Genomic DNA, 21,893 nt, shown 5'->3' with positions numbered 1-21,893 from the left:
TATACCGGGAAAGGCGGTTCATTTCACCATATGGTTACGAGGGCAGAGCGAAGCGACACCCTCAGAGAGTTTTTTGTGGGCAGTGGTTGAACAAGAATATTGCCGTCTCAGTTGGTCGGTAAAGTCAGCGACAACCGATTGTTTTAGTTTAGGTTATGTTTTGCCGTAACCGGTAAGTTCGTCAACTGTAAGGACGTTTGCTGTGCTAAAATATTAGCTAGACATTATAGGAGAGGTGAACACCATGATCTATGGAACCGGTATTGATATTACGGATCTCGCGCGCGTAGCCGAGGTAGTCGAACGGCAACCTCTATTTTTGACGAAGGTTTTAACGTCAGGAGAATTGGCAGATTATCATCGTTTAAGCGGTCAGCGGGCGGTTGAATTCATTGCTGGTCGATGGTCGGCGAAAGAGTCTTACGGGAAAGCCATGGGAACAGGAATCGGTAAAACGGTGAGCTTTCAAGACGTCGAGATTCGCGACAATGATGCCGGTAGACCGGTGGTGCTTCGTCAGCCATTTGGGGGAATTGCCCACGTGTCCATTTCACATACGGCCACGCTGGTCATGACGCAGGTCATCCTAGAAAGAGGGAAATCGTAATGGTAGTTGGGGTACACCGGCCGACGCAATTGGTAATTGATCGTCAGGCGTTACGGGAAAATATTCAGGCAGAAGTCAATCGGTTAGATGATGGCTGTGAGTTATTTATGGTGGTTAAGGCAAATGGTTACGGCCACGGCGCCGTTCAGGTGGCACAGGCGGCTAAGGACGCTGGTGCCAGTGGGTTTTGCGTTGCCATTCTAGATGAAGCGTTGGAATTACGGGCGGCGGGCTTTAATGAACCTATTTTAATTTTAGGCGTTACGGCGCCTGCTGACGCACCGTTAATGGCACGGGAGAAAATTTCGGCCACGGTTGCGGCTACCGACTGGTTGATTGATGCCGACCGGTACTTGGCTCTGGCAAAAGAGGGCCAGCCACTGCGCGTTCACCTGGGATTAGACACTGGAATGGGACGAATCGGATTTCGAACACCAACCAGTTTGCAGGCGGGAATCGATTTTATGGGATCCAATGCTGATCATTTTTTGTTTGAAGGAATCTTCACGCATTTTTCGACGGCGGATGATCCTGACGACACTTATTTCAAAAAACAACTGGCTAATTGGCAAAAGTTAGTTGGCTCACTGACAAAACGACCGCGCTATGTGCACGTGTCGAATTCCGCGACGAGCCTGTGGCATGCAGCCTGCAACGACAATTTAGTGCGCTTTGGCGTTGCGGGGTACGGCTTGAATCCTTCTGGAACAGCCATTGCGGAACCCTATCGCTTACAACCGGCTATGAGTTTGACCAGTGAACTGGTCCATTGTAAAGAGTTACAACCTGGCGATTCCGTGAGCTATGGGGCGACCTATACCGCCCAACAAGCAGAATGGGTAGGAACTGTTCCGATTGGTTATGCAGACGGCTATGAACGCCGTTTACAGGGATTCCACGTGTTAGTGGATGGTCAAGCTTGTGAAATTATCGGTCGCGTATGTATGGACCAATTGATGGTTCGTTTACCAAAAGAGTATCATCGGGGAACTAAGGTCACACTAGTCGGCCAAGACGGTGATGCTACGATTAGCTTACAAGATATTGCAGATTATTGCGGGACGATTCATTATGAAATTGCTTGTGGTTTCACAAGCCGCCTACCTCGTTACTATCTCAATTAATTTACACCAGTTAATGTGTTCGGAATGCGCGTTTCGTGGTAAACTGTATATTAGTCGAGAGTAATTAATATTTTAGGAGGGTTATCATGATCCGTTCTCAACAATTAGAACGTCCACATTTACGGTTACACATCCCTCGCAGGGACCGAGTTCAAGCTTTAGTGCCTCTGCGGTCGGCAGCAGCCCGCAAACTAGATTTAATTGTCGGATATCAGGCGATGGCCCTCATTAATCAAGATATTGCCCGTGCGTTTACACCGTGTGAGGAAGAAGCAGAACGGTGTTTAACGCAGTATCGGCGTGCGCAACGCTAAGTTTAAACGCAAACATTTATAGATAGGGGATGGCGGCCCATGGCCCGTGTTGAAGTCAAACGCGGTGACGTTTTCTTTGCCGACCTCTCACCAGTCGTTGGTTCGGAGCAGGGTGGTATGCGCCCCGTTTTAATTATCCAGAACAACGTGGGAAATCACTATAGTCCAACCGTAATTGTGGCGGCAATCACCGCCCGGATCGAGAAGCCAAAGATGCCGACACATGTGGGCATTTCAGCGGCACGAACCGGAATTGAGCGGGATTCCGTCATTTTGCTTGAACAGATCCGGACGATCGACAAGCAACGGTTAAAGGATCAAGTGACCCATTTGGACGTTAAGACCATGGCGGCGGTTGACGCCGCACTCGCAACTAGCATCGGGTTGGTGGAAAAGTCAAAAAAGAAAAAGACACCACGTACATAGCAGTAACTTTGAAATGACCGGTATGAAGATGGCGGTTGTTTTGACGAGTAAATCTAAATTATAACTGGGAAGTCTGGCAATTTTGTGCCGGACTTTTTTAGTTATAAGCGGAAGGCTGAAAGTCAAAATGCTTATTCTACTCTTGCAACCGTAGGAATTGTCACCGCTAAATTAGTGGTACGGGTTGCACTCGGGCCGCCAGCTGCATCCCGGGCCGCCTCCGGCTTTGATTGTGCGCGTCAATCCTAAACACTTTTTTCCAAAACAAAAAGCGCCACCGCAGATGCAGCAACGCTTAGTTCGTGACCTAGTTTTCGTGGCGTAGGTCTTCGATTTCGGGAACATGGAATTCCTTGCGTTCGAGGGCCTTCACGATGCGATCCAATTTTTCTTCGTCGACTTCAGCGGGGAGGGTGAACATGGTCCGGTGAACCAGTTCGCCTTCCTGAGCGTCTAGGCTGATGACACTGGCAATCGACGTATACTTGGTAATGATCTTGGCCATACCGGCTAAGTCACCGCGTTCACCTGCGGAGACCACTGTGATGACGTAACTCCCAATGTTGACGTTCCAAGATTGAGAAAGCATATCCATCAAGCGGGTGTGCGTCAAGATACCGTAGAAGGCATTTTTGTCGTCTAACACGGCAATGTAAGGTAAATCTTTGATGGAGAAGAAAACGTTGAAGAAAGCCGCGTTAACGGAAATAAACTTCGTGGCGTTCTTCAGTAATGACGTCACCGGGAGCTGCATATCGCCGCCCCGGGATTTATGGCGATAAATGTGCATTTTATAGATGTTCCCCCGGAAAATCTGGCCGGTTTCATCTAGGATCGGTACACACCGATAACCAGAATCTTCCAAGACCTTTAAGGCTTGTTCCAAGGTAACGTCCTCGCGAACCGTAACTAAACGTTCTTTCGGTTTCACTAGGGATTTTAGCAGCATAGCTGACGACCTCCTAAAATTAGAAACTTCTAATAATCTTTCCTAATAATACCATATTTCCTGGTTCGCTGGTAGTCATTTTCCAGTAAAAGCGTGTTAAAATGAGAGAAATATTTAGGCAAGGAGGGTGGTCACGTGAAGACACCGCATGACCCGCAGGATAAGCCGATCATTACAAAAAAATGGCTGTACTGGACGGTTGCCGCATTCGTGGCAATCATTGTGTTGTTGGCAATTGGACTAGCTTTAAAATAAATCAAGCAAAAAGCTGCGGTCCCCACCAGGGACAACCGCAGCTTTTTTAGATTTCTATTAGAAGACGATAACTGGTGTGCCGACGCTAACGTTTTCGTAGACCGCCTTGATTTTCGAAGGTGGTGTGTTGACACAGCCATGTGACCCGTGTTTCTTGTACCACGTGCCCCCATATTCTGGCTGCCATGAGGAATCGTGAATCCCAACACCGGTATCATCGATTGGCATCCAGTACTTCACTTTCGAAGCATAACTGGAGCCATTATCGTTTTTACCACGAAGGGTGGTGTTCCGTTGCTTACTCCAGATGACCCAGACACCAGTTGGCGTGTGGTGTGCCGTAGTTGGCAGGCCAGTCACAATGTCGGTAGAAACGACGACTTTTCCGTTTTTATAAACCCACATGTGTTGGTTCTGTTTATCAACTTCGACGTACGAATTACCGATATCGGTACCATTACTGTGGTAACCGCTACCTTGAATCGTTGGCGTCCGGTCCATGCCTTTACCGGCAAGAACCAATTTACTAAGGATCGGTGTTTCAGACTTGACCTTAATGCTCCAACCGTAGAGGCCCGCTTTGACTTTGACCGTGCCACGCTTGGTTGACTTGAAGGTCCGTGTCTTGTTGATGGTTCCATACTTACTGCTGAGCTTGGTCAGATAAGCCTTAACCGTGGTCGTCTTAGTCGTCAGCTTACCGTTTTTAAACGTCAACCAACTGGCCAGAGTAGCGGCCGGAATCGTAATCTTGTGACCACTCAGCTTGTAAGTGTAAGTCTGCTTGGTGATGTTCTCAGCCGTCTTCTCGGCAGCCTTGAACGTTGTAGACTTGGTCGTGACATCGGGTTTCAAGTAGTCTTTAGAAACGTCGACCGTGGTGTTCCCCTTTTCAATGGCCAGCGTAATCGACTTGGCAACCTTGGTGGCGTCAAGCTGATTACCGGTGTGCGCCTTAGTGGTCACGTACTCGCCGTCGTGGTAAGTAAAGGTAGCATCCGTGGGTGCAGTTCTGGTCTTATTGGCGGTCGTTGAGATCTGCTTGGCGAGGGCCTGAACACTTTGCTGATTTTCATTGCTAGCGTTGAGCTCAATACTGTCCGCAGTCGCCGTAGTAACATGAACGGGCCAGCTCCAAACGTTTTGCTTGGCAATTAATTGTTTCAGTGCAGATTGCGAAGTAACTTTTAAGTTAACTTGCTGCGTCTTAAAAGTAGAGACCGTTTCGCTGCCATCTTTAAGCGTCAACTCTTGGTTCTTCAAAGCTGATTTCAATTTTGTAGCGGCTTGGCTGGCAGTACTTCCACCAACGTTAACTCCGGCGATTTCAGTATCCTTAAAGAAGACCTGCGCCGAAGAGTAATGTAAAGCTTGTCCAACGTAAATGGCGCCGACCGCGACGATGGCGGTAGCAAGACCAATCACAAAGGCTTTTCGTTTCTTCATTATGAGACCTCCTAAAAATAGCCAGTGGAGGAAAAGTCGTCATTCTTAACTATCACTTCATAGCATAACTCAAGCTTACTTCAAACAACCTTAAATGACAATCTGGATGCACCAGTGTTAACGATTACATTACTTATTTGGTCAGGTCTCAAAGAAATTTTAGCTTTTTGCTGGTTTAGCTGTTAGGCTACCATCCGTGGTCGCTGGTGGGACTATTGAAATGATGATATTACACGTTAAAAGATTGGCCAAATAAAAAAAATATAAATTTCAAAAATGGCTATTTGCGGGGTGAATAAAGGACTGGTTACGGGAGATGATGCTGGTAATTAATTTAATTTGAAATAATTAGCGAGCTGACTATATTTCAAGGGCAGATAGTTGAAAACGTAGGCTAAATGCCTAACCAGACATTGAGAGGGAAAAAATAGCAAATGGTAACCAATCATTCTGTGGCCCAATAAAGCAGTAGGGTTCAGTTACAGTTAGAGGAGACTAGAGCGTGCACCAAGCGAGGCGAACGATTACGTCTTAGCTGGAAACAGGCCCCCAACGGTCATAAACCTGGCAACTGGCGTCTAGCCAATCTATGACCGCAAAAAAATCGTCATCACCCGAAGGCAACGACGATTCATTTTAGAACTGAGTTAACTGATTAAAGGGCTGCTAAACCGTCCTTCGTAACCTTCTTCAAGGTTTCAGCTGACTTAGCCATTAATTCTTTTTCTTTGTCGGAGAGAGGAACTTCGACAACGCTAGCTAAACCGCTACCGTTGATAACGGCTGGCGTACCAATAAAGATATCGTTCAAGCCATATTCACCGTTCAACGCAGCACCGACTGGTAAGATGGCGTTTTCGTCACGCAGGATAGCCTTAGTGATGCGCATCAGGCAAGTTGCAACACCATAGAAGGTTGCGCCTTTACGGTTGATGATTTCGTAAGCTTTGTTCCGCGTTTCGTCTTCGATTTTGGCTAAATCGTCATCAGTTAGGCCGTGTTCCTTGGCAACGTCCTTCAATGGACGCGAACCGATCGTTGCTTCATCGTAAGCAGCGAATTCGGAGTCACCATGTTCACCCATGATGTAGGCTTCAACGTTACGAGGGTCGATGCCACCAAGCTTCTTAGCCAAGGCCACACGCAGACGTGAAGTGTCCAAAGAAGTACCGGAACCGATAATGCGTTCCTTGGGGAAACCAGAGAACTTCCAAGTTGCGTAGGTTAAGATGTCAACTGGGTTAGCAGCGATAACGAAGATACCGTCGAAACCAGAATCAACGACTGGTTTAACAATAGAAGACAAAATCTTCAAGTTCTTGTTAACCAAGTCTAAACGAGTTTCGCCGGGTTTTTGTGGGGCACCAGCGGTGATAACAACAACGTCTGCATCCTTGCAGTCAGCGTAGTCACCGGAGTAAACCTTCTTAGGGGCAGTGAAGGCTTGGGCGTCTTCAAGGTCCAAGGCGTCTCCTTCAGTACGTTCCTTAATAACATCCACAATTACGAATTCTTCGGCTAACCCTTGGTTCATCATTGCATAAGCATATGATGAGCCGACAGCACCGTCACCGACTAAAACAACTTTTTGATGATTCTTAGTAGTCAAATTCTTCATCTCCTATAAAATTTTGACGTTAGGGTCGCATTAATACCCGCTTCCTAGTATAACATGTAACCAGACAAGCGACCACGACTCCGAATCAAAACTTATCTAATGGAAACGCTATCTTTGAAATCTCTTTCACTTAAGGACCTCATTCGTGAAGTTACAAGGGGACTATGCTATACTTATAAACGATGAATTTGAAATTAAGAAGATAACCTGAGCCGGCTGAACGGGGAGAAACGGTCCCGTCCGGCTATTTTGTTTCTAGCTTAGGACTCTGCATTGAGGGAGAACTTAACAACATGAAAATGATCGTTGGTTTAGGGAATATTGGACCGCAATATAATGAAACACGTCACAATACAGGATTTATGGTCGTCGACGCTTTTGCCCAAAAACACGGCATCGATTTGACGACGCGCAAACTGGATGCTCGCTATGGTACCGGGATGGTTAACGGTGAAAAGGTGCTGGTGGTTAAGCCAACGACTTTCATGAACGAATCAGGTCGTGCCGTGCACCCCCTGATGACCTACTTTAAGATTGATCTGGATGACATCATGGTGGTTCATGATGATATGGACCTCCCATTGGGGCGGATTCGTCTACGTGACCATGGCTCAGCGGGTGGCCACAACGGCATCAAGAGTATCATCGCCCACGTTTCCAGCCAAGATTTCAAGCGCATTAAGGTCGGAATTGCTCATCCGCAACAACATACGGTGGTCGATTACGTTTTAGGCAAATTTACAACTGAACAAGCACCTCTATTCAATCAAGCCAAGGACAATGCGGTAGCGGCCCTAGAAGACTGGATAGCCGGTAGCGAGTTCCCCAAATTAATGAATCAATACAACTAAAATATTTAATTAAAACGTTAAGAACGTTATTCGATTAGCAGCCGTGCTCGCTAAGATGTCGTTGCATTTTAGAAAGTAAACGGCTGGATTAACGGATGCATAAGTTGGCGGTTTTTAATGTAATCGTAGTCGTAGGTGGCCCGTATGGAGTTCGTGTTCCCTTGAAGATCGGTAACTTTTGTCGGCTTCAAGGTCGCCTCGTGGGGTGGCACACCTGACCACTATAGACGAACCAATACGATCTCAACTAAGAATAGGAAGTTATCGCGTGAATTTAGAAGGATTTATGACGCAGACGGCGGGGTATCAAACGATTCGCCAAACGTTAGCGCCCGGTCAACGTCAGTTGGTAACGGGGCTTAACGGCTCAGCGGAAACGCTATTCATTGCCAGTCTGCTCCACGAACAACAGCGGTCCCTGATCTACGTCACGGATACGCTTTACCATGCTGGACAACTCGTCGACGACCTAGCGAACCTGCTGGCCGATGACGAGCTCTTTGAGTTTCCAGTAGAGGAATTATTAGCGGCCGAGGTCGCAACTAGCTCCCCCGAGTATCGTTCGGCACGAATCGATGCCTTGCGAGCCCTGCAGAGTGAACGGCCAGTCGTTATTGTGACAGCGTTGTCTGGCCTACGGCGTTTCTTACCAGCACCAGATAATTTTGCGGCGGCCCGGTTCACCGTTAAGGTCGGGGATGACTTCGACCTAGAGGACTTACAACAGCGATTGTTTGCCATGGGCTACGTCCATCAGAAGTTGGTAGCGGGTCCTGGCGATTTCGCCGTGCGAGGATCAATTGTGGATATCTATCCGTTAGCGGCAGATTATCCGGTACGATTAGACTTCTTCGATACGGAGATTGATTCACTACGCTACTTTGATCCCGCTACGCAACGTAGTATTGAGAACGTTGACCAGGTTGAGATTTTGCCAGCGACCGATTTTATTTTAACGGCCGCTGAACGAACAGCTGGGGCAGCAGCATTGACGGCTGAACTGAAACAACAGGTTACTAAGTTGGACGCTGATGCGACGACCACGTTAAACGACCAAGTGCAGCCGTTGATCGATGGCTTGAAGAAGGGGTCGGTCGATCCCCAATTAATGGAGTTTGCTGATTATTTGTTCCCAGAACATCACCAATTGTTGGACTATTTGCCGGCTAATGGGGTGGCGTTGTTCGGGGATTATTCGCGTCTACAGGACGCTGAACGGCAGCTCTTAGAGGATGAGGCCAACTGGGCAACCGATAAGCTCGCGCATCATCAAATTTTTACGCAACAAGTCTTTGGCGGTGAGTTACGGCCCATCGTGAAGGATGACGGTCACGCCCAAATCATGTTGGCGCTTTTCCAAAAGGGAATGGGAAGTCTGCGGTTCCAAGCCGTGACGAATGTGACGACGCGTGCCATGCAACAATTCTTTAGTCAGATGCCCGTGATGAAAACGGAAATTGACCGGTGGCACAAGCAAAAGCAGACCATCGTGTTGCTCGTTCAGGATGAGGAGCGCCTGGCAAAAATCGAGCAGACATTGGATGACTTTGAAATTAAGGTCGTCATGACCAAGTCTGCCAATCTACAAGCCGGCTTGACACAGTTGGTGCCAGAACGTTTGCGAACTGGATTTGAACTTCCGGAAGCGTCGTTAGTCGTCATCACCGAAGCTGAAATGTTCCAAAAGGTCACTAAGAAGCGGCCTCGGCGCCAGACAATGGCCAACGCCGAACGGTTGAAGAGCTACACCGACTTGAAGCCTGGGGACTACGTGGTGCACGTTAACCATGGTATTGGGAAATTTATCGGCATGCAGACACTGACTGTCGATGGTGTTCACCAAGACTACATGACCATCGACTATCAGGATAACGCACAGCTTTTTATCCCGGTGACCCAGTTAAATCTGATTCAAAAGTACGTGTCATCCGAGGATAAGAAACCACGAATCAACAAGCTAGGCGGTTCCGAGTGGGCAAAGACCAAGAGCAAGGTCGCTGCTAAAATCGAAGACATTGCCGATGAACTGGTTGATTTGTACGCCAAACGGGCTGCTGAGAAGGGGTTTGCCTTTCCAGTAGACGATAGCTTGCAGACAGACTTTGAAAATGACTTCCCGTACGCCGAGACGCCCGATCAACTACGGACAATCGACGAAGTCAAACACGATATGGAGAAGTCACGGCCAATGGACCGATTACTGGTCGGTGACGTGGGCTATGGTAAGACTGAAGTTGCGTTGCGAGCGGCCTTTAAAGCCGTTGAAGCGGGCAAACAGGTGGCATTCTTAGTCCCAACGACTATTTTGGCACAACAACACTACGACACCATGATCAATCGGTTTGAGGGCTATCCCATCAACGTTGAGATGTTCTCACGGTTTCGGACGACCAAGCAGATCCATCAGTCCATTAAGGACCTGGAGAGCGGGCAACTGGATATCGTGGTGGGGACTCACCGACTCCTATCACAGGACGTGAAATTTAAGAACCTTGGGCTGGTACTGGTCGATGAGGAACAACGGTTTGGGGTCAAGCATAAGGAGCGGCTGAAGCAGTTAAAGGCAAATGTGGACGTTCTGACTTTGACGGCAACGCCAATTCCACGAACACTTCACATGTCGATGTTGGGTGTGCGGGACCTTTCCGTGATTGAGACACCACCCGCTAACCGGTTCCCAATTCAAACCTACGTGATGGAACAAAATGCTGGGGCAATTCAAGATGGGATTCGCCGGGAAATGCAGCGGGGGGGCCAGGTCTTCTACCTCCACAACCGCGTTGGTGACATTGAAAAGACCGTCAGTCAGATTCAAGCGCTAGTTCCTGAGGCACGGGTCGGCTACATTCACGGGCAGATGACGGAATCCCAACTCGAAGGGGTCCTCTTTGACTTCTTACGCGGGGATTATGATGTCCTGGTCACCACGACCATTATCGAAACGGGAATCGATATTCCTAATGCCAACACGTTGTTTGTGGAAAATGCCGACCGAATGGGGCTATCACAGCTGTATCAACTGCGGGGACGTATCGGGCGAAGCAACCGGGTCGCTTACGCTTACTTCACTTACAAGCCAAACAAGGTGTTGACTGAAGTCAGTGAGAAACGGTTGGAGGCCATCAAAGACTTTACCGAGCTGGGGTCAGGTTTTAAGATTGCCATGCGGGACTTGTCGATTCGGGGAGCCGGTAACTTGTTGGGTAAACAACAACACGGTTTCATTAATTCCGTGGGGTATGATCTCTATACGCAAATGTTAAGTGAAGCAGTCGCCAAGAAGCGGGGGAGACAGACGCAACCGAAGACGGACACGACCGTCGAATTGGGTGTAGAAGCCTACCTGCCAAGCGACTATATTGAAGATGAACAACAAAAGATTGAAATGTACAAGCGGATTCGCCAACTGGAAAGTGACGATGAAATCAGTGAGATTCAGGCGGACCTGATCGACCGGTTTGGGGAGTACCCGGATGCGGTCAGTCAGCTGTTGACGATTGGTCAGCTGAAGTTAGCAGCCGATTTGGCGTTAGTCGATAAGATTCGCCGGGTCAATGGGGATGTCTTTGTCACAATTTCTAAGCGGGGCACGAATATTCTTGGCGGCGAGGACGTCTTTAAGGCCTTGGCCGCAACCGAGTTAAAAGCGACTGTAGGTATCAACGACGACCGACTACACGTGAAGTTGGTCCTCCAACCGAACATGACGGTCAATGACTGGCTGCCACAGGTTCAACAGTTCATGGCGGCCCTCAGAGATATCGTGGAAGTTACCACGAAGCCTAAGGACGATGCACCGACGGCTGAAGATTAAGGAGGGAGTCCATGGGCAACCGCAACGTGAATAAGACCTTGCAGGGGGCCCTGATTCTCTCGGTAGCGGCGTTTATTGCTAAGTTACTGAGCGCGGTCTACCGGGTTCCCTTTCAAAACATGGTCGGCAACACCGGGTTTTACGTCTATCAACAGGTCTACCCGTTGTACGGCATCGGGATGACCTTTGCCCTCAGTGGCTTGCCCGTTTTTATTTCCAAACTGATTGCCGAAGCACCCGATTTGCCGAGTCAACAGCAGGTTGCTCACCAGGTTTATCGGTGGGTTTGGGCACTCGCCCTCGTGATCTTTGGTGGTCTGATGCTGGGGGCAAACGTAATTGCCCGAGGAATGGGCGATCATCAGTTGGCCCCCCTGATTCAGATGGTGGCGTGGATGTTTCTATTCATGCCAGACCTATCTGTGAGCCGCGGGTACCATCAGGGACAGTTTCAAATGTTACCGACCGCGCGTTCCCAAGTGGTTGAACAACTGGTCCGCGTAGTGGTCATCTTAGTAGCCGCTGCTTGGGCGACCCACCATCAATGGTCGGTTTACCGGATGGGCACCTGGGCGCTGAGTGGCGGGACGATTGCTGCAGTGGCGGCACTCGTTGTGTTACCAGGGTGGCGACAGAAGTCAGTGGCGACTGGGAAACGGGTTGCCCACGTGGGCCGGCGATTACTGGTCGAAGGTGGGACTTTGTGTCTACTAACGGCCATGATGGTCTTACTTCAGCTCGTGGATTCGTTTACGGTGAAAAACGGATTGGTAGCCGGTGGCATGGGTGATCTGGCGGCGAAGAGCTTAAAGGGGGTCTATGACCGGGCGCAGCCATTGGTGCAATTGGGTTTAGTGGTGGCGGTAGCCTTTGCCACGTCGCTACTACCGGCTTTAGCCGAAGCCCAGCATCAGCAGCGACCCAAGGCCTTCAAACAGCTGACGACGACCATGATGCACATTGCATTGGTCATTGCCACGGCCGCAGCGGCCGGTCTGATCAGTCTGATGCCGTGGATCAACCGATTACTGTTTGGTGACGAACAGGGGTCTGGGATGCTCGGGGTCTATATGCTCAGCATTATCTTGGCAACCCTGATTCAAACGTATAATAGCGTGCTTCAGAGTAAAAATGCGTACCGGCTGACGGTGGTGGCACTGACGGTCGGCCTGCTAGTCAAGGCTGTTGGTAATCACTGGGCCGTGCGTAATTTTGGTGCCAGTGGTGCGAGTTGGCTGACGGTTTTGAGCCTGGTGGTGATGTTTCTCATCATCTGGTACGGGTCGGCCAATGAACTACGAGATGGCATTTGGTCACGGCCGTTTATACGCAAGCTTCTTGGCTGTACTATTTTAATGGTCGCGGGCGTGCGGTTCACGGCGATGCTCCTGGCATTCTGGTGGCCGGCGACAATGACTGGTAGATTAGCTGCTGGGGGTGCACTTCTGGTCACAATTCCAGTAGGTGTGCTGCTCTTCTTGGGCTTAGCGCTAAGCTGGCAACTCCTGACGGTTCGGGAGTGGCTAGCGGTACCCCACGCCAAAGCGGTCTTACGTTTATGGCAAAAAATAAGTCAACACGGAGGAAAATAAGATGCGTTTAGATAAATACTTGAAAGTTTCACGGATCATTAAACGGCGTTCAGTGGCTAAGGAAATTGCTGATAAGGGCCGTATCGAAATTAACGGTAAGGTTGCCAAATCATCGACGGACGTGGCAACGAATGATGAACTAGTTATTAAGTTTGGTAACAAAACGTTAACGGTCAAAGTTAATGAATTGTTGGAGACTACAAAAAAGGACGATGCAGAACGGATGTACACGATCGTCAAAGAAGAGTATGCACAGGACTTTCGGCAAGAATAACGCACCAAATGTGACGAATGTTTTACAATATGCTTAACTGTCTGGACGTGCAATTTGAAACTTGCTATACTCAAGTTAATCTATCTGGTGAAAACTGAGGAGTGAGTGGGATGGCTGATACACAGCCGAAACCGGCGAAAATTGAACGGCTTGATAATGACTATACGCGACGGTTGAATCGGCAGCACGCCGCAGCCCACCACACGGGGTGGTTGCGTCATCGTCGCATCCGGCGGGCATTGCGAATTGGCGCTGTTTTTGCGGTGTTCGCAATCATCCTTGGTATTCAACTTGTGCGCACCAATGCGAGCTTACACACGGTCAATCAACAGGTGGCGACAAGTGAACGGCAACTAAAGCAGACCAAAGCGGATAGTCAAGATCTTAAATTACAAATCAAACAGTTAAATAATAAAGATTACTTGGGACAGTTGATTCGGTCAAAGTACTATTATTCTAAATCTGGCGAGACCATTTATAGTTTGCCAGATGACCACGCTAACGACGTGACAGCTAAGTAAGCAAAATAAGCGATTTCGGAGAATTTATTTCGGAGTCGTTTTTTTGTGCGTCATTGGTACAAGATTAGGGGTACACTTAAAGAGAAGGCAGTGGTGTAAATTGATTGGCGCAGTGCAACCATTTTCGCTAATTTAGGTGCGGACTCGCGAATGGATTGCGTGATTAAAATAATATTAACGCTTTCTGAAAATAGCGAGACGTTTTAAGGTGTTAACGAAAGACCTTTGAAAATCAAGGAGTCAGGTAGAAAGTTAATCTAACGGGGTTTAACCACGGTCAAAAAAGTTGTTTAGAGCTCGTTGTTTTTGACTTTAGTCGTTTGGGATTGGTTAAAATTGTGTTATACTGAAAGCACTTATTTTAAGGAGGAACTTCTTGTTTATGGCAATCGAGGTTGGAGCTAAAGTTTCCGGAAAGGTCTCTGGAATTACGAACTTTGGTGCATTTGTTGATTTAGGTGACCACAAGACCGGTTTGGTCCACATTAGTGAAATTTCTGACGGGTACGTGAAGGACATCCACGACGTCTTATCCGTTGGTGATGAAGTAACGGTTAAAGTCTTGACCGTTGGCAATGACGGTAAGATTGGGTTATCCATTCGGAAAGCCACCGATCATCCGGCATCAGAACGGCCACACAGCCACAACGAACATCGGGATAACAACCATGAAGGCAACAATCATGGTGGTAGTCACGATTTCCACGGTAACGGTGGCAATCATAATAGTGGCGAGAATCATGGCAGTCACGGCCGGCGGTTTGAAGGCAATGGTGGTAACAGTAACGGACCACGGCCACACCGGAGTTCAGCGAATGGTCGCTTCTCTGGCCATCACGCAGCCCAACATGAAGAAAGTTTTGACGATTTAATGTCAGGGTTCTTGAAACAAAGTGAGGACCGTTTGGCAACGATTAAGCGTAATACTGAAGGTAAACGTGGCGGCCGTGGTGGTCGGCGCAGCTAGTTTTTCGACTAGTGCCCGAAGTTAAGAGGACCGCACTTGTTGCGGCCCTTTTTCATATCAGGTGGATCAGAGGGGGGAAGGACGTGACGTTAGAGACGGACTTTCGACGGAATTGTCAGCGCTATGGCTGGAACGATCCGCGGCAACGTGGATTGATTGCGGTCTCGACCGGCGTTGACTCCATGGTGCTGCTGGCGTTGTTTTGCCAGCTGCCGGTGGCAGTGCGGCCGCAGTTGACCGTTGTTCACGTCAATCACCAGTTACGTGAGCAGAGTAAAACGGAAGCGGCTTTCTTAGAGCAGTGGTGTTACGATCATCAGTTGCCACTAGTTGCGACGGTCTGGCCACGTGACCAACAACCGACACATGGTACAGAGGCAGCCGCCCGGAAATTTCGCTATGCGTTCTTCATGCAGCAACTTGCGGCCCAACATGCCGACTGGGTAGCAACGGCGCATCAGGCCGATGAACAAGCCGAAACAATTTTGCTTAAGCTGATTCGTGGCGGTCAGCTGTCCCAACTAACGGGAATGGCACCGCAACGACCACTGGGTAGCGGTCGGGTGATTCACCCATTGCTCCCTTTTACCAAGCAGATGTTGCAAGACTATGCAGTCACCCACCAGATTCCTTGGTATGAAGATGCGACGAATCAGGAGCTGATTGCGAGTCGAAATCGCATCCGTCACGTGATCTTGCCGGCGCTACGCCAGGAAAATCCGCAAGTCGACCAGCATTTACGTGAGTATGCCCAGCAACTGCAGGCGACACTAGTGGTTGCTGATCAGGCCGTGGATGATCGGCTCGCACAGATCGTCAGTCAATGGGCACCCGTGACGGGGGATGTTCAACGCTTACTGACGCTTTCCACGGCCGACCAGCAACTTTTGTTGGCTCGGTTAATTAAGCAAACAGCGCCGGCAATTACAGCAAGTGCATCCCATTTAGCGGCGTGCTTACGACTGTTAAATAGCCGCGAACACCCGACTGGAACGGTTGGTTTTGGCCAGGGGTGGCAATTAACGAAACGCTATGACAGCTTTCGGTTTTGGCAACCGAAAATTTTCGTAGAAAAATCCGTGGAACATTTTAGTTTTATGGTAGACTTGAACCAATGGCAACCGGTCGGTAATGGTTGGCAACTCGGCTTTTTCCCGGCTGAAACTGTAACAGAATATTCTGAGCATGAGACGATTGCTTTATCAACGGCACAACTTCCTTTGGAAATTCGTTCGTTCAGAGCAACGGATCGCTTGCGGTTGGCTGATGGCCATCATCAAGCAGTTCGACGGGTATTGATCAACGCGAAGGTTCCTCGGGACCGCCGCACACAGACACCCGTATTGGTCACAGCACAGGGAGATGTTTTGGCAGTTTTGGGCGTAAAATGGGCCGTTTGGCCGCCACGGCCGCACACAAAAAACTATCACATTGTCTTGAAGTATGAATAGGCGAAAGGGGAACAGCATGAATAACGATATTTTGAAGGTCCTTTATAGTGAGGAAGACATTGCCGAAGCCTGCAAACGTTTAGGGACACAACTCGCAGAGGACTACAAGGACAAGACGCCTTTAATTATTTGTGTCTTAAAGGGCGCCATCCTGTTTATGACCGATGTGATTCGTGACATGGACATTTATGCGACGATTGACTTCATCGATGTCTCTAGCTATAACGGGGGCACGGCGTCTTCTGGAACTATCCGGTTATTAAAGGATTTGGATACGGACGTTTCAGGACGTGATATTTTGTTAGTTGAAGATATCATCGATACGGGGCGGACATTGAAGTACCTGGAAGACCTCTTAAAGGATCGGAATGCCAAGTCAATCAAGGTCTGCACGTTAATGGACAAGCCCAGTGGTCGCGTGGTTGAAGCTAAGGCCGATTACGTCGGGTTTAACGTCCCCAGCGAGTTTGTGGTTGGGTACGGTCTAGACTACGAAGAAAAATATCGGAATCTCCCGTACGTTGGTGTTTTGAAGCCATCCGTTTATTCAGATAAATAATTAGTCAATGATAGTCAATTGTGATAACATCTTATTTAGTTAAAGGGCATAAGCTCTAAAATTTGTTCCTATCTTAATGCTGGGAACTGTGAGTAAGGAGGCACGACATTGAATAATCGACGAAATGGACTGTTCCGTAACAGCCTGTTTTACATTGTGATCTTCTTGTTGATCATTGGCGTTGTTTACCTGTTTAATGGGAACAACACCAGCTCACAATCCCAAGAAATCCAATCGAGCGAGTTCGTTAAGGACTTGAATTCGAACAAGGTCAAGAACTTCTCCATTCAACCTTCCGGAGGAGTTTACAAGATTACCGGGGAATACCGGAACGCCCAGAAACGGACGACCAACACCGGTTTTAGTCTCGGCGGTTCACAAAGCACCGCAGTGACCACCTTTACGACTCAGGTCTTGACGAATAACTCGACGGTTTCCGAGATTGCGCAGACTGCCAAGAACCACAACGTAAAGATGAATACCAAAGCGGAAGAGTCAAGCGGCTTCTGGATTAACCTGTTAGTCTACGTAGCGCCGCTGGTTATTTTCTTCTTCTTCTTCTACATGATGATGGGTCAAGCCGGCCAAGGCGGCGGCAACGGCCGTGTCATGAACTTTGGGAAGAGTAAAGCCAAGCCGGCTGATAGCAAAGAGAACAAGGTTCGCTTTGCCGACGTCGCTGGTGAAGAGGAGGAAAAGCAAGAACTTGTTGAAGTTGTTGAGTTCTTGAAGAATCCACGTAAGTTTGTTGCTTTGGGCGCCCGGATACCATCTGGGGTCTTGCTGGAGGGCCCGCCAGGAACTGGTAAAACGTTACTGGCTAAGGCTGTTGCCGGTGAAGCCGCGGTCCCATTCTTCTCGATTTCTGGTTCAGATTTCGTAGAAATGTTTGTGGGTGTTGGGGCTAGCCGTGTTCGGGATCTGTTTGATCAGGCCAAAAAGGCCGCACCATCAATCATCTTCATTGATGAAATTGATGCGGTTGGTCGTCAACGGGGTGCCGGCATGGGTGGTGGCCATGATGAACGTGAACAAACGTTGAACCAATTGCTGGTTGAAATGGACGGGTTTACGGGGAGTGAAGGGGTCATTGTGATGGCCGCCACTAACCGTTCCGACGTTTTGGACCCCGCTTTACTGCGGCCAGGTCGGTTTGACCGGAAGATCTTAGTGGGTCGTCCAGACGTTAAGGGTCGTGAAGCGATTCTGAAGGTTCACGCGAAGAATAAGCCATTAGCGAATGATGTTGACTTAAAGGAAATTTCCAAGCAAACACCTGGTTTCGTGGGTGCCGATTTGGAAAACCTCTTGAACGAAGCTGCCCTCTTAGCAGCACGGCGGAATAAGACGCAGATTGACGCTTCTGATTTGGATGAAGCCGAAGACCGGGTCATCGCTGGGCCTGCTAAGAAGGACCGAGTCGTCAGCGCGCAAGAGCGCAACACTGTGGCATACCATGAAGCGGGTCATACCATCGTTGGGTTAGTCTTAAACGATGCGCGGGTCGTTCACAAGGTTACCATCGTGCCGCGTGGCCGCGCAGGTGGGTACGCAATTATGCTCCCACGTGAAGACCAAATGCTGATGTCCAAGAAGGACGCCATGGAACAGATTGCTGGTTTAATGGGTGGTCGGACGGCTGAAGAGTTAATCTTCCATTCCGAATCATCTGGGGCCTCCAATGACTTCGAACAGGCAACACAAATTGCCCGTTCCATGGTTACGCAATATGGGATGAGTGACGCGTTGGGAACTGTCGCACTGGAAAGTGCCGGCGGCCAACCATTTGCTGGGGCCGGTTATCCGGGTCAGCCAACTTACTCTGAACACACCGCTAACTTAATCGATAGTGAAGTTCGTCGAATCATCGGGGAAGCACATGATACTGCCCGGAAGATTCTTGAGGAACACAAAGCGGAACACAAGATTATTGCGGAAGCCTTGTTGAAATACGAAACGCTGGACGAAAAGCAAATCCTCAGCCTGTTTAATACTGGGAAGATGCCGGAGAAGGACAGCAATGCCGAATTTCCAAGTGAAAAGGCCGCAACGTTTGAAGAATCTAAGCGTGAACTTGAACGGCGCGAAGCCGAACGCCAGGCTTCTACGGAAGCTAAGCTCGCTTCGTCAGCTGCTAGCGATTCAGCCAGTGAAGCTGAATCTGCAACAAGTTCAGCTGCAGATGATACAGACAGTTCAGCCGATTCAAATGCGTCATCCGATGCAAATAACAATAACTCAAGTGATTCTGAATAGATTACTGAAAGGGCGTAAGATGTCAATCTTGCCCCTTTTTTGTTTGGCTTGATATGAGAAATAGGACACGATATATGATATCGACGGCTGAAAATTGGGATGTGGCAGCGAAGTTTTCAAGGAACAGTATTTGCAAATGAGACGGTTTCTGGTAAGGTAAGGCATGACTAACGTAACGAAAGGACTTATTTTATAATGGCAGATTATTTAGTAAAAAGTTTGATTGACGGTGGCATGTTTCGGGCCTACGTGGTGGATGCCACAGATACGGTTGCCGAAGCACAAAAGCGCCATGACACCTGGAGTGCCGCAACCGCAGCACTTGGGCGGACGTTGATTGGCACAATGCTGCTTTCGACTTCTCTATTGAAAGGGAAGGAAAAGCTTACGGTCAAGGTTAATGGTCATGGACCGGTTGGCGCAATTGTGGTTGACGGTAATGCGGATGGCACGGTTAAGGGATATCTCCAATACCCACACGTCAGCTTACCGTTGAACGAGAAGCATAAGATTGATGTGAAGAAAGCCGTTGGCGTCAATGGCATGCTAACAGTCACCAAGGATCAGGGCTTAGGCCAACCGTATACGGGGCAAGTGCCGTTGATATCTGGCGAATTGGGTGAAGACTTCACGTATTATTTAGCCAAATCTGAGCAGATTCCAAGTTCCGTTGGAGTTTCGGTATTTGTTCAACCCAACAATACCGTTAAGGTGGCCGGTGGGTTCATGATTCAGGTGATGCCCGGTGCCACAGACGAAGCAATTGCACGTTTGGAGCAACGAATTAAAGAAATGCCAATGGTTTCTGAACTTCTGTTGGATGGTCAAACGCCAGAAGATATCTTGAAGTTGTTGTTTAAGGATGAGCAGGTCAAAATTTTACAGAAGATGCCGGTTGCCTTTAAGTGTGACTGCTCGAAGGACCGGTTTGCGAAGTCTTTAGCAGCCATTCAACCAAAGGCGATTCAGGAAATGATTGATGAGGATCATGGTGCGGAAGCCGTTTGTCATTTCTGTGGCAACAAGTACCAATTCTCAGAAGATGAACTACGTGATATTCTCGCGCAGGCCCAAGCCAAGTAGGGGGGGATGACATGACCTGGAAGATTGGTGATGTTGAAATTCCTAATCGTGTCGTTGTTGCTCCGATGGCGGGCGTGACCAACGTGGCATTTCGTGTAATCTGTAAGGAGTTCGGTGCTGGGTTGGTCGTTTGCGAAATGATCTCGGGTCAGGGAATTCATTACCATAATCAGCGAACGCTCGATATGATGACGGTTGATCCTCAGGAGCATCCAATGAGCATTCAGATTTTTGGTGGCACCAAGGAGACCCTAGTGCAGGCAGCTCAGTTTGTTGATCAACATACGCCGGCAGATATTATTGATATCAATATGGGATGTCCGGTCAATAAGGTTGTGAACACGGATGCCGGTGCAAAATGGTTACTGAATCCGGATAAAGTCTATGATATGGTAGCAGCGGTCGTTGCTAGCGTGAATAAGCCAGTTACCGTGAAGATGCGAACCGGCTGGGATGCACATCACGTGTTTGCTGTCGAAAATGCATTGGCCGCTGAGCATGCTGGGGCGAGTGCCATTGCCATGCATGGACGTACTCGTAAGCAGATGTATCAGGGACACGCTGACTGGGATATCCTTCATGATGTGGCACAGCACCTGACGATTCCGTTTATGGGAAATGGGGATGTGCGAACGCCAGAAGATGCTAAACGAATGTTAGATGAAGTCGGCGCCGATGCGGTTATGATCGGTCGTGCCGTGATGGGGAATCCCTGGTTACTGAAACGGGTTAACTGCTACCTAGCAACGGGAGAGCTTCTGCCGGAACCAACGGCTGTAGAAAAGGTGACCATTGCGAAAGAACACTTGCACCAGCTGTGTACAGCTAAGGGAGCGGTTGAAGGTCCCCGTGATTTTCGAAATCAAGTGGCTTACTACCTAAAGGGGATTCCCCATGCTGCCCGGACGAAAGTGGCATTGACCGATGCGAGCGAAGAAGCTATTATGGTCGATATTCTGGATGGTTTTTTGGCTAACCGGAAGGCACGCAGCCAAGAAACACCGATCCGACGTTTTACCAACCCACAATAAAAGAGAGTCATGAGTAGCGCGCAATCCATTGAGAAGAGGGAATGTTTCTTCCTCTAGGTGGTGTTGCGCCTTTTTTAGTTACCAAGCTATATTTAAGGAAATTATTGGGGAATCTGGGGAAATGGTAGCGTAGTGGTTTTCGAGACGCTACGGGGATAAGGTACTGCATGGGCATGGTGATGTGACGCCACAATCGAAGCCGCAAAGGGGGACGCAGGGGAGTACTTGGCTGAAACGTGTCGGCGGTAATGGTGATTGATTGTGGTTACATCAGATGGTAAAACTAATGTAACCTTGGCTTTTTAGACTTTTTTGATAAATTTGCTTGACCTTACATGAGAAAATTGATAAGATATTCTTTGTTGTCATCAAGCCAACTTAAATGCATAAAAATCGAATTTATGGATAGCCATACAAATTGAAATTTGTGCTTGACGAGTTAAATGGTAACTGATACAATGATTTATGTTGTCTGTTACCGACATTGGCAAAAGTAGTTGTTTCTTGGATGTTGAATATATATTCAAAAGCAATTAAAAAGTTGTTGACAAGGTTTTGGCGACATGATATACTTTAAAAGTTGTCACGGAGCGTTTGCTTCTCTGATAAATTGGTAGACCTTTGAAAACTGAACATTGTTTCGACAAACCAAATATGTGTAGGGCGGTTTGATACTTAGTATCAAACCCAAAATATTTATTTGCGAAGTCAATTCGCTTTAAAAAATGTAACAACAATCGATGAGCTATTCAAGC

The 21,893-nt window shown here is 48.5% G+C and carries 18 protein-coding genes; 15 read left to right on the top strand and 3 right to left on the bottom strand.

What is annotated here, in order from left to right:
* Positions 1–244: 244 nt before the first annotated feature.
* The 4 genes from acpS to EKM89_RS12055 all read left to right on the top strand — a co-directional run bounded on the left by acpS (position 245) and on the right by EKM89_RS12055 (position 2,471).
* Entirely contained in the window at positions 245–607 is a 363-nt protein-coding gene (gene acpS, locus EKM89_RS12070; RefSeq protein ID WP_125688856.1) for a holo-ACP synthase, read from the top strand.
* Positions 607–1,731, top strand: coding sequence for an alanine racemase (gene alr, locus EKM89_RS12065; RefSeq protein ID WP_125688854.1), 1,125 nt, complete (start codon positions 607–609; stop codon positions 1,729–1,731). The genes acpS and alr overlap by 1 nt, the downstream gene beginning before the upstream one ends.
* 86 nt (positions 1,732–1,817) lie before the next feature.
* Positions 1,818–2,045 carry a hypothetical protein gene (locus EKM89_RS12060; RefSeq protein WP_125688852.1) on the top strand — a complete coding sequence of 76 codons (228 nt, stop codon included), beginning with the start codon at positions 1,818–1,820 and terminating at the stop codon, positions 2,043–2,045.
* 39 nt (positions 2,046–2,084) lie between these two features.
* Entirely contained in the window at positions 2,085–2,471 is a 387-nt protein-coding gene (locus EKM89_RS12055) for a type II toxin-antitoxin system PemK/MazF family toxin (RefSeq protein ID WP_125688850.1), read from the top strand.
* 307 nt (positions 2,472–2,778) lie between these two features.
* On the opposite strand, the gene cbpA is transcribed toward EKM89_RS12055, so the two are convergent.
* The 3 genes from cbpA to EKM89_RS12040 form a co-directional block, all read right to left on the bottom strand.
* Entirely contained in the window at positions 2,779–3,420 is a 642-nt protein-coding gene (cbpA, locus tag EKM89_RS12050) for a cyclic di-AMP binding protein CbpA (protein WP_048732552.1), read from the bottom strand.
* A 312-nt stretch (positions 3,421–3,732) separates the two neighbouring features.
* The gene (locus EKM89_RS12045; protein WP_125688848.1) at positions 3,733–5,121 is read right to left on the bottom strand and encodes a L,D-transpeptidase family protein; all 1,389 of its coding nucleotides are present in this window, start codon (positions 5,119–5,121) and stop codon (positions 3,733–3,735) included.
* A 655-nt stretch (positions 5,122–5,776) separates the two neighbouring features.
* Positions 5,777–6,739, bottom strand: a complete 963-nt coding sequence (locus EKM89_RS12040) for an L-lactate dehydrogenase (RefSeq protein WP_125688846.1) — start codon at positions 6,737–6,739, stop codon at positions 5,777–5,779.
* Between the two features lie 293 nt (positions 6,740–7,032).
* Here EKM89_RS12040 and pth point away from each other — a divergent pair, with 293 nt between their 5' ends.
* From pth to dusB, 11 genes are all read left to right on the top strand, one after another.
* Positions 7,033–7,590, top strand: coding sequence for an aminoacyl-tRNA hydrolase (gene pth / locus EKM89_RS12035; RefSeq protein WP_125688844.1), 558 nt, complete (start codon positions 7,033–7,035; stop codon positions 7,588–7,590).
* Between the two features lie 268 nt (positions 7,591–7,858).
* Positions 7,859–11,404, top strand: coding sequence for a transcription-repair coupling factor (gene mfd / locus EKM89_RS12030; protein WP_125688842.1), 3,546 nt, complete (start codon positions 7,859–7,861; stop codon positions 11,402–11,404).
* 11 nt (positions 11,405–11,415) lie between these two features.
* Positions 11,416–12,996: a polysaccharide biosynthesis protein gene (locus tag EKM89_RS12025; RefSeq protein ID WP_125688840.1), complete on the top strand. Its 1,581-nt coding sequence runs from the start codon at positions 11,416–11,418 to the stop codon at positions 12,994–12,996.
* A gap of 1 nt (position 12,997) precedes the next feature.
* Positions 12,998–13,270 (top strand): RNA-binding S4 domain-containing protein, encoded by a 273-nt coding sequence (locus tag EKM89_RS12020; protein WP_125688838.1) that lies wholly within the window; start codon positions 12,998–13,000, stop codon positions 13,268–13,270.
* 110 nt (positions 13,271–13,380) lie between these two features.
* Positions 13,381–13,791 (top strand): FtsB family cell division protein, encoded by a 411-nt coding sequence (locus EKM89_RS12015; protein ID WP_125688836.1) that lies wholly within the window; start codon positions 13,381–13,383, stop codon positions 13,789–13,791.
* A gap of 382 nt (positions 13,792–14,173) precedes the next feature.
* Positions 14,174–14,758 carry a S1 domain-containing RNA-binding protein gene (locus EKM89_RS12010; RefSeq protein ID WP_125688834.1) on the top strand — a complete coding sequence of 195 codons (585 nt, stop codon included), beginning with the start codon at positions 14,174–14,176 and terminating at the stop codon, positions 14,756–14,758.
* Between the two features lie 83 nt (positions 14,759–14,841).
* Positions 14,842–16,209: a tRNA lysidine(34) synthetase TilS gene (tilS, locus tag EKM89_RS12005; protein ID WP_125688832.1), complete on the top strand. Its 1,368-nt coding sequence runs from the start codon at positions 14,842–14,844 to the stop codon at positions 16,207–16,209.
* 16 nt (positions 16,210–16,225) lie between these two features.
* Positions 16,226–16,768 (top strand): hypoxanthine phosphoribosyltransferase, encoded by a 543-nt coding sequence (hpt, locus tag EKM89_RS12000; RefSeq protein ID WP_125688830.1) that lies wholly within the window; start codon positions 16,226–16,228, stop codon positions 16,766–16,768.
* Between the two features lie 108 nt (positions 16,769–16,876).
* A complete protein-coding gene (gene ftsH, locus EKM89_RS11995) occupies positions 16,877–19,024 on the top strand; it encodes an ATP-dependent zinc metalloprotease FtsH (protein WP_125688828.1) in 2,148 nt (715 codons plus the stop codon).
* Between the two features lie 195 nt (positions 19,025–19,219).
* On the top strand, positions 19,220–20,107 hold the full coding sequence (gene hslO, locus EKM89_RS11990) for an Hsp33 family molecular chaperone HslO (RefSeq protein ID WP_125688826.1): 888 nt from the start codon (positions 19,220–19,222) through the stop codon (positions 20,105–20,107).
* An 11-nt stretch (positions 20,108–20,118) separates the two neighbouring features.
* Positions 20,119–21,138 (top strand): tRNA dihydrouridine synthase DusB, encoded by a 1,020-nt coding sequence (gene dusB, locus EKM89_RS11985; protein WP_125688824.1) that lies wholly within the window; start codon positions 20,119–20,121, stop codon positions 21,136–21,138.
* The last annotated feature ends 755 nt before the right edge of the window (positions 21,139–21,893 follow it).

Origin of the sequence: Levilactobacillus fujinensis (assembly GCF_003946335.1) — a bacterium.
GTDB classification, from domain to species: domain Bacteria; phylum Bacillota; class Bacilli; order Lactobacillales; family Lactobacillaceae; genus Levilactobacillus; species Levilactobacillus fujinensis.
This window is presented reverse-complemented; position numbering and strand designations above follow the sequence as displayed.

Bases quoted from the DNA above. Each gene is read 5' to 3' on its own strand.
- EKM89_RS12015 (WP_125688836.1), top strand. From the start codon at position 13,381: ATGGCTGATACACAGCCGAAACCGGCGAAAATTGAACGGCTTGATAAT.
- dusB (WP_125688824.1), top strand. From the start codon at position 20,119: ATGACCTGGAAGATTGGTGATGTTGAAATTCCTAATCGTGTCGTTGTT.
- hslO (WP_125688826.1), top strand. From the start codon at position 19,220: ATGGCAGATTATTTAGTAAAAAGTTTGATTGACGGTGGCATGTTTCGG.
- EKM89_RS12060 (WP_125688852.1), top strand. From the start codon at position 1,818: ATGATCCGTTCTCAACAATTAGAACGTCCACATTTACGGTTACACATC.
- EKM89_RS12010 (WP_125688834.1), top strand. From the start codon at position 14,174: ATGGCAATCGAGGTTGGAGCTAAAGTTTCCGGAAAGGTCTCTGGAATT.
- hpt (WP_125688830.1), top strand. From the start codon at position 16,226: ATGAATAACGATATTTTGAAGGTCCTTTATAGTGAGGAAGACATTGCC.
- EKM89_RS12020 (WP_125688838.1), top strand. From the start codon at position 12,998: ATGCGTTTAGATAAATACTTGAAAGTTTCACGGATCATTAAACGGCGT.
- EKM89_RS12025 (WP_125688840.1), top strand. From the start codon at position 11,416: ATGGGCAACCGCAACGTGAATAAGACCTTGCAGGGGGCCCTGATTCTC.
- cbpA (WP_048732552.1), bottom strand. From the start codon at position 3,420: ATGCTGCTAAAATCCCTAGTGAAACCGAAAGAACGTTTAGTTACGGTT.
- acpS (WP_125688856.1), top strand. From the start codon at position 245: ATGATCTATGGAACCGGTATTGATATTACGGATCTCGCGCGCGTAGCC.
- EKM89_RS12055 (WP_125688850.1), top strand. From the start codon at position 2,085: ATGGCCCGTGTTGAAGTCAAACGCGGTGACGTTTTCTTTGCCGACCTC.
- pth (WP_125688844.1), top strand. From the start codon at position 7,033: ATGAAAATGATCGTTGGTTTAGGGAATATTGGACCGCAATATAATGAA.
- EKM89_RS12040 (WP_125688846.1), bottom strand. From the start codon at position 6,739: ATGAAGAATTTGACTACTAAGAATCATCAAAAAGTTGTTTTAGTCGGT.
- alr (WP_125688854.1), top strand. From the start codon at position 607: ATGGTAGTTGGGGTACACCGGCCGACGCAATTGGTAATTGATCGTCAG.
- EKM89_RS12045 (WP_125688848.1), bottom strand. From the start codon at position 5,121: ATGAAGAAACGAAAAGCCTTTGTGATTGGTCTTGCTACCGCCATCGTC.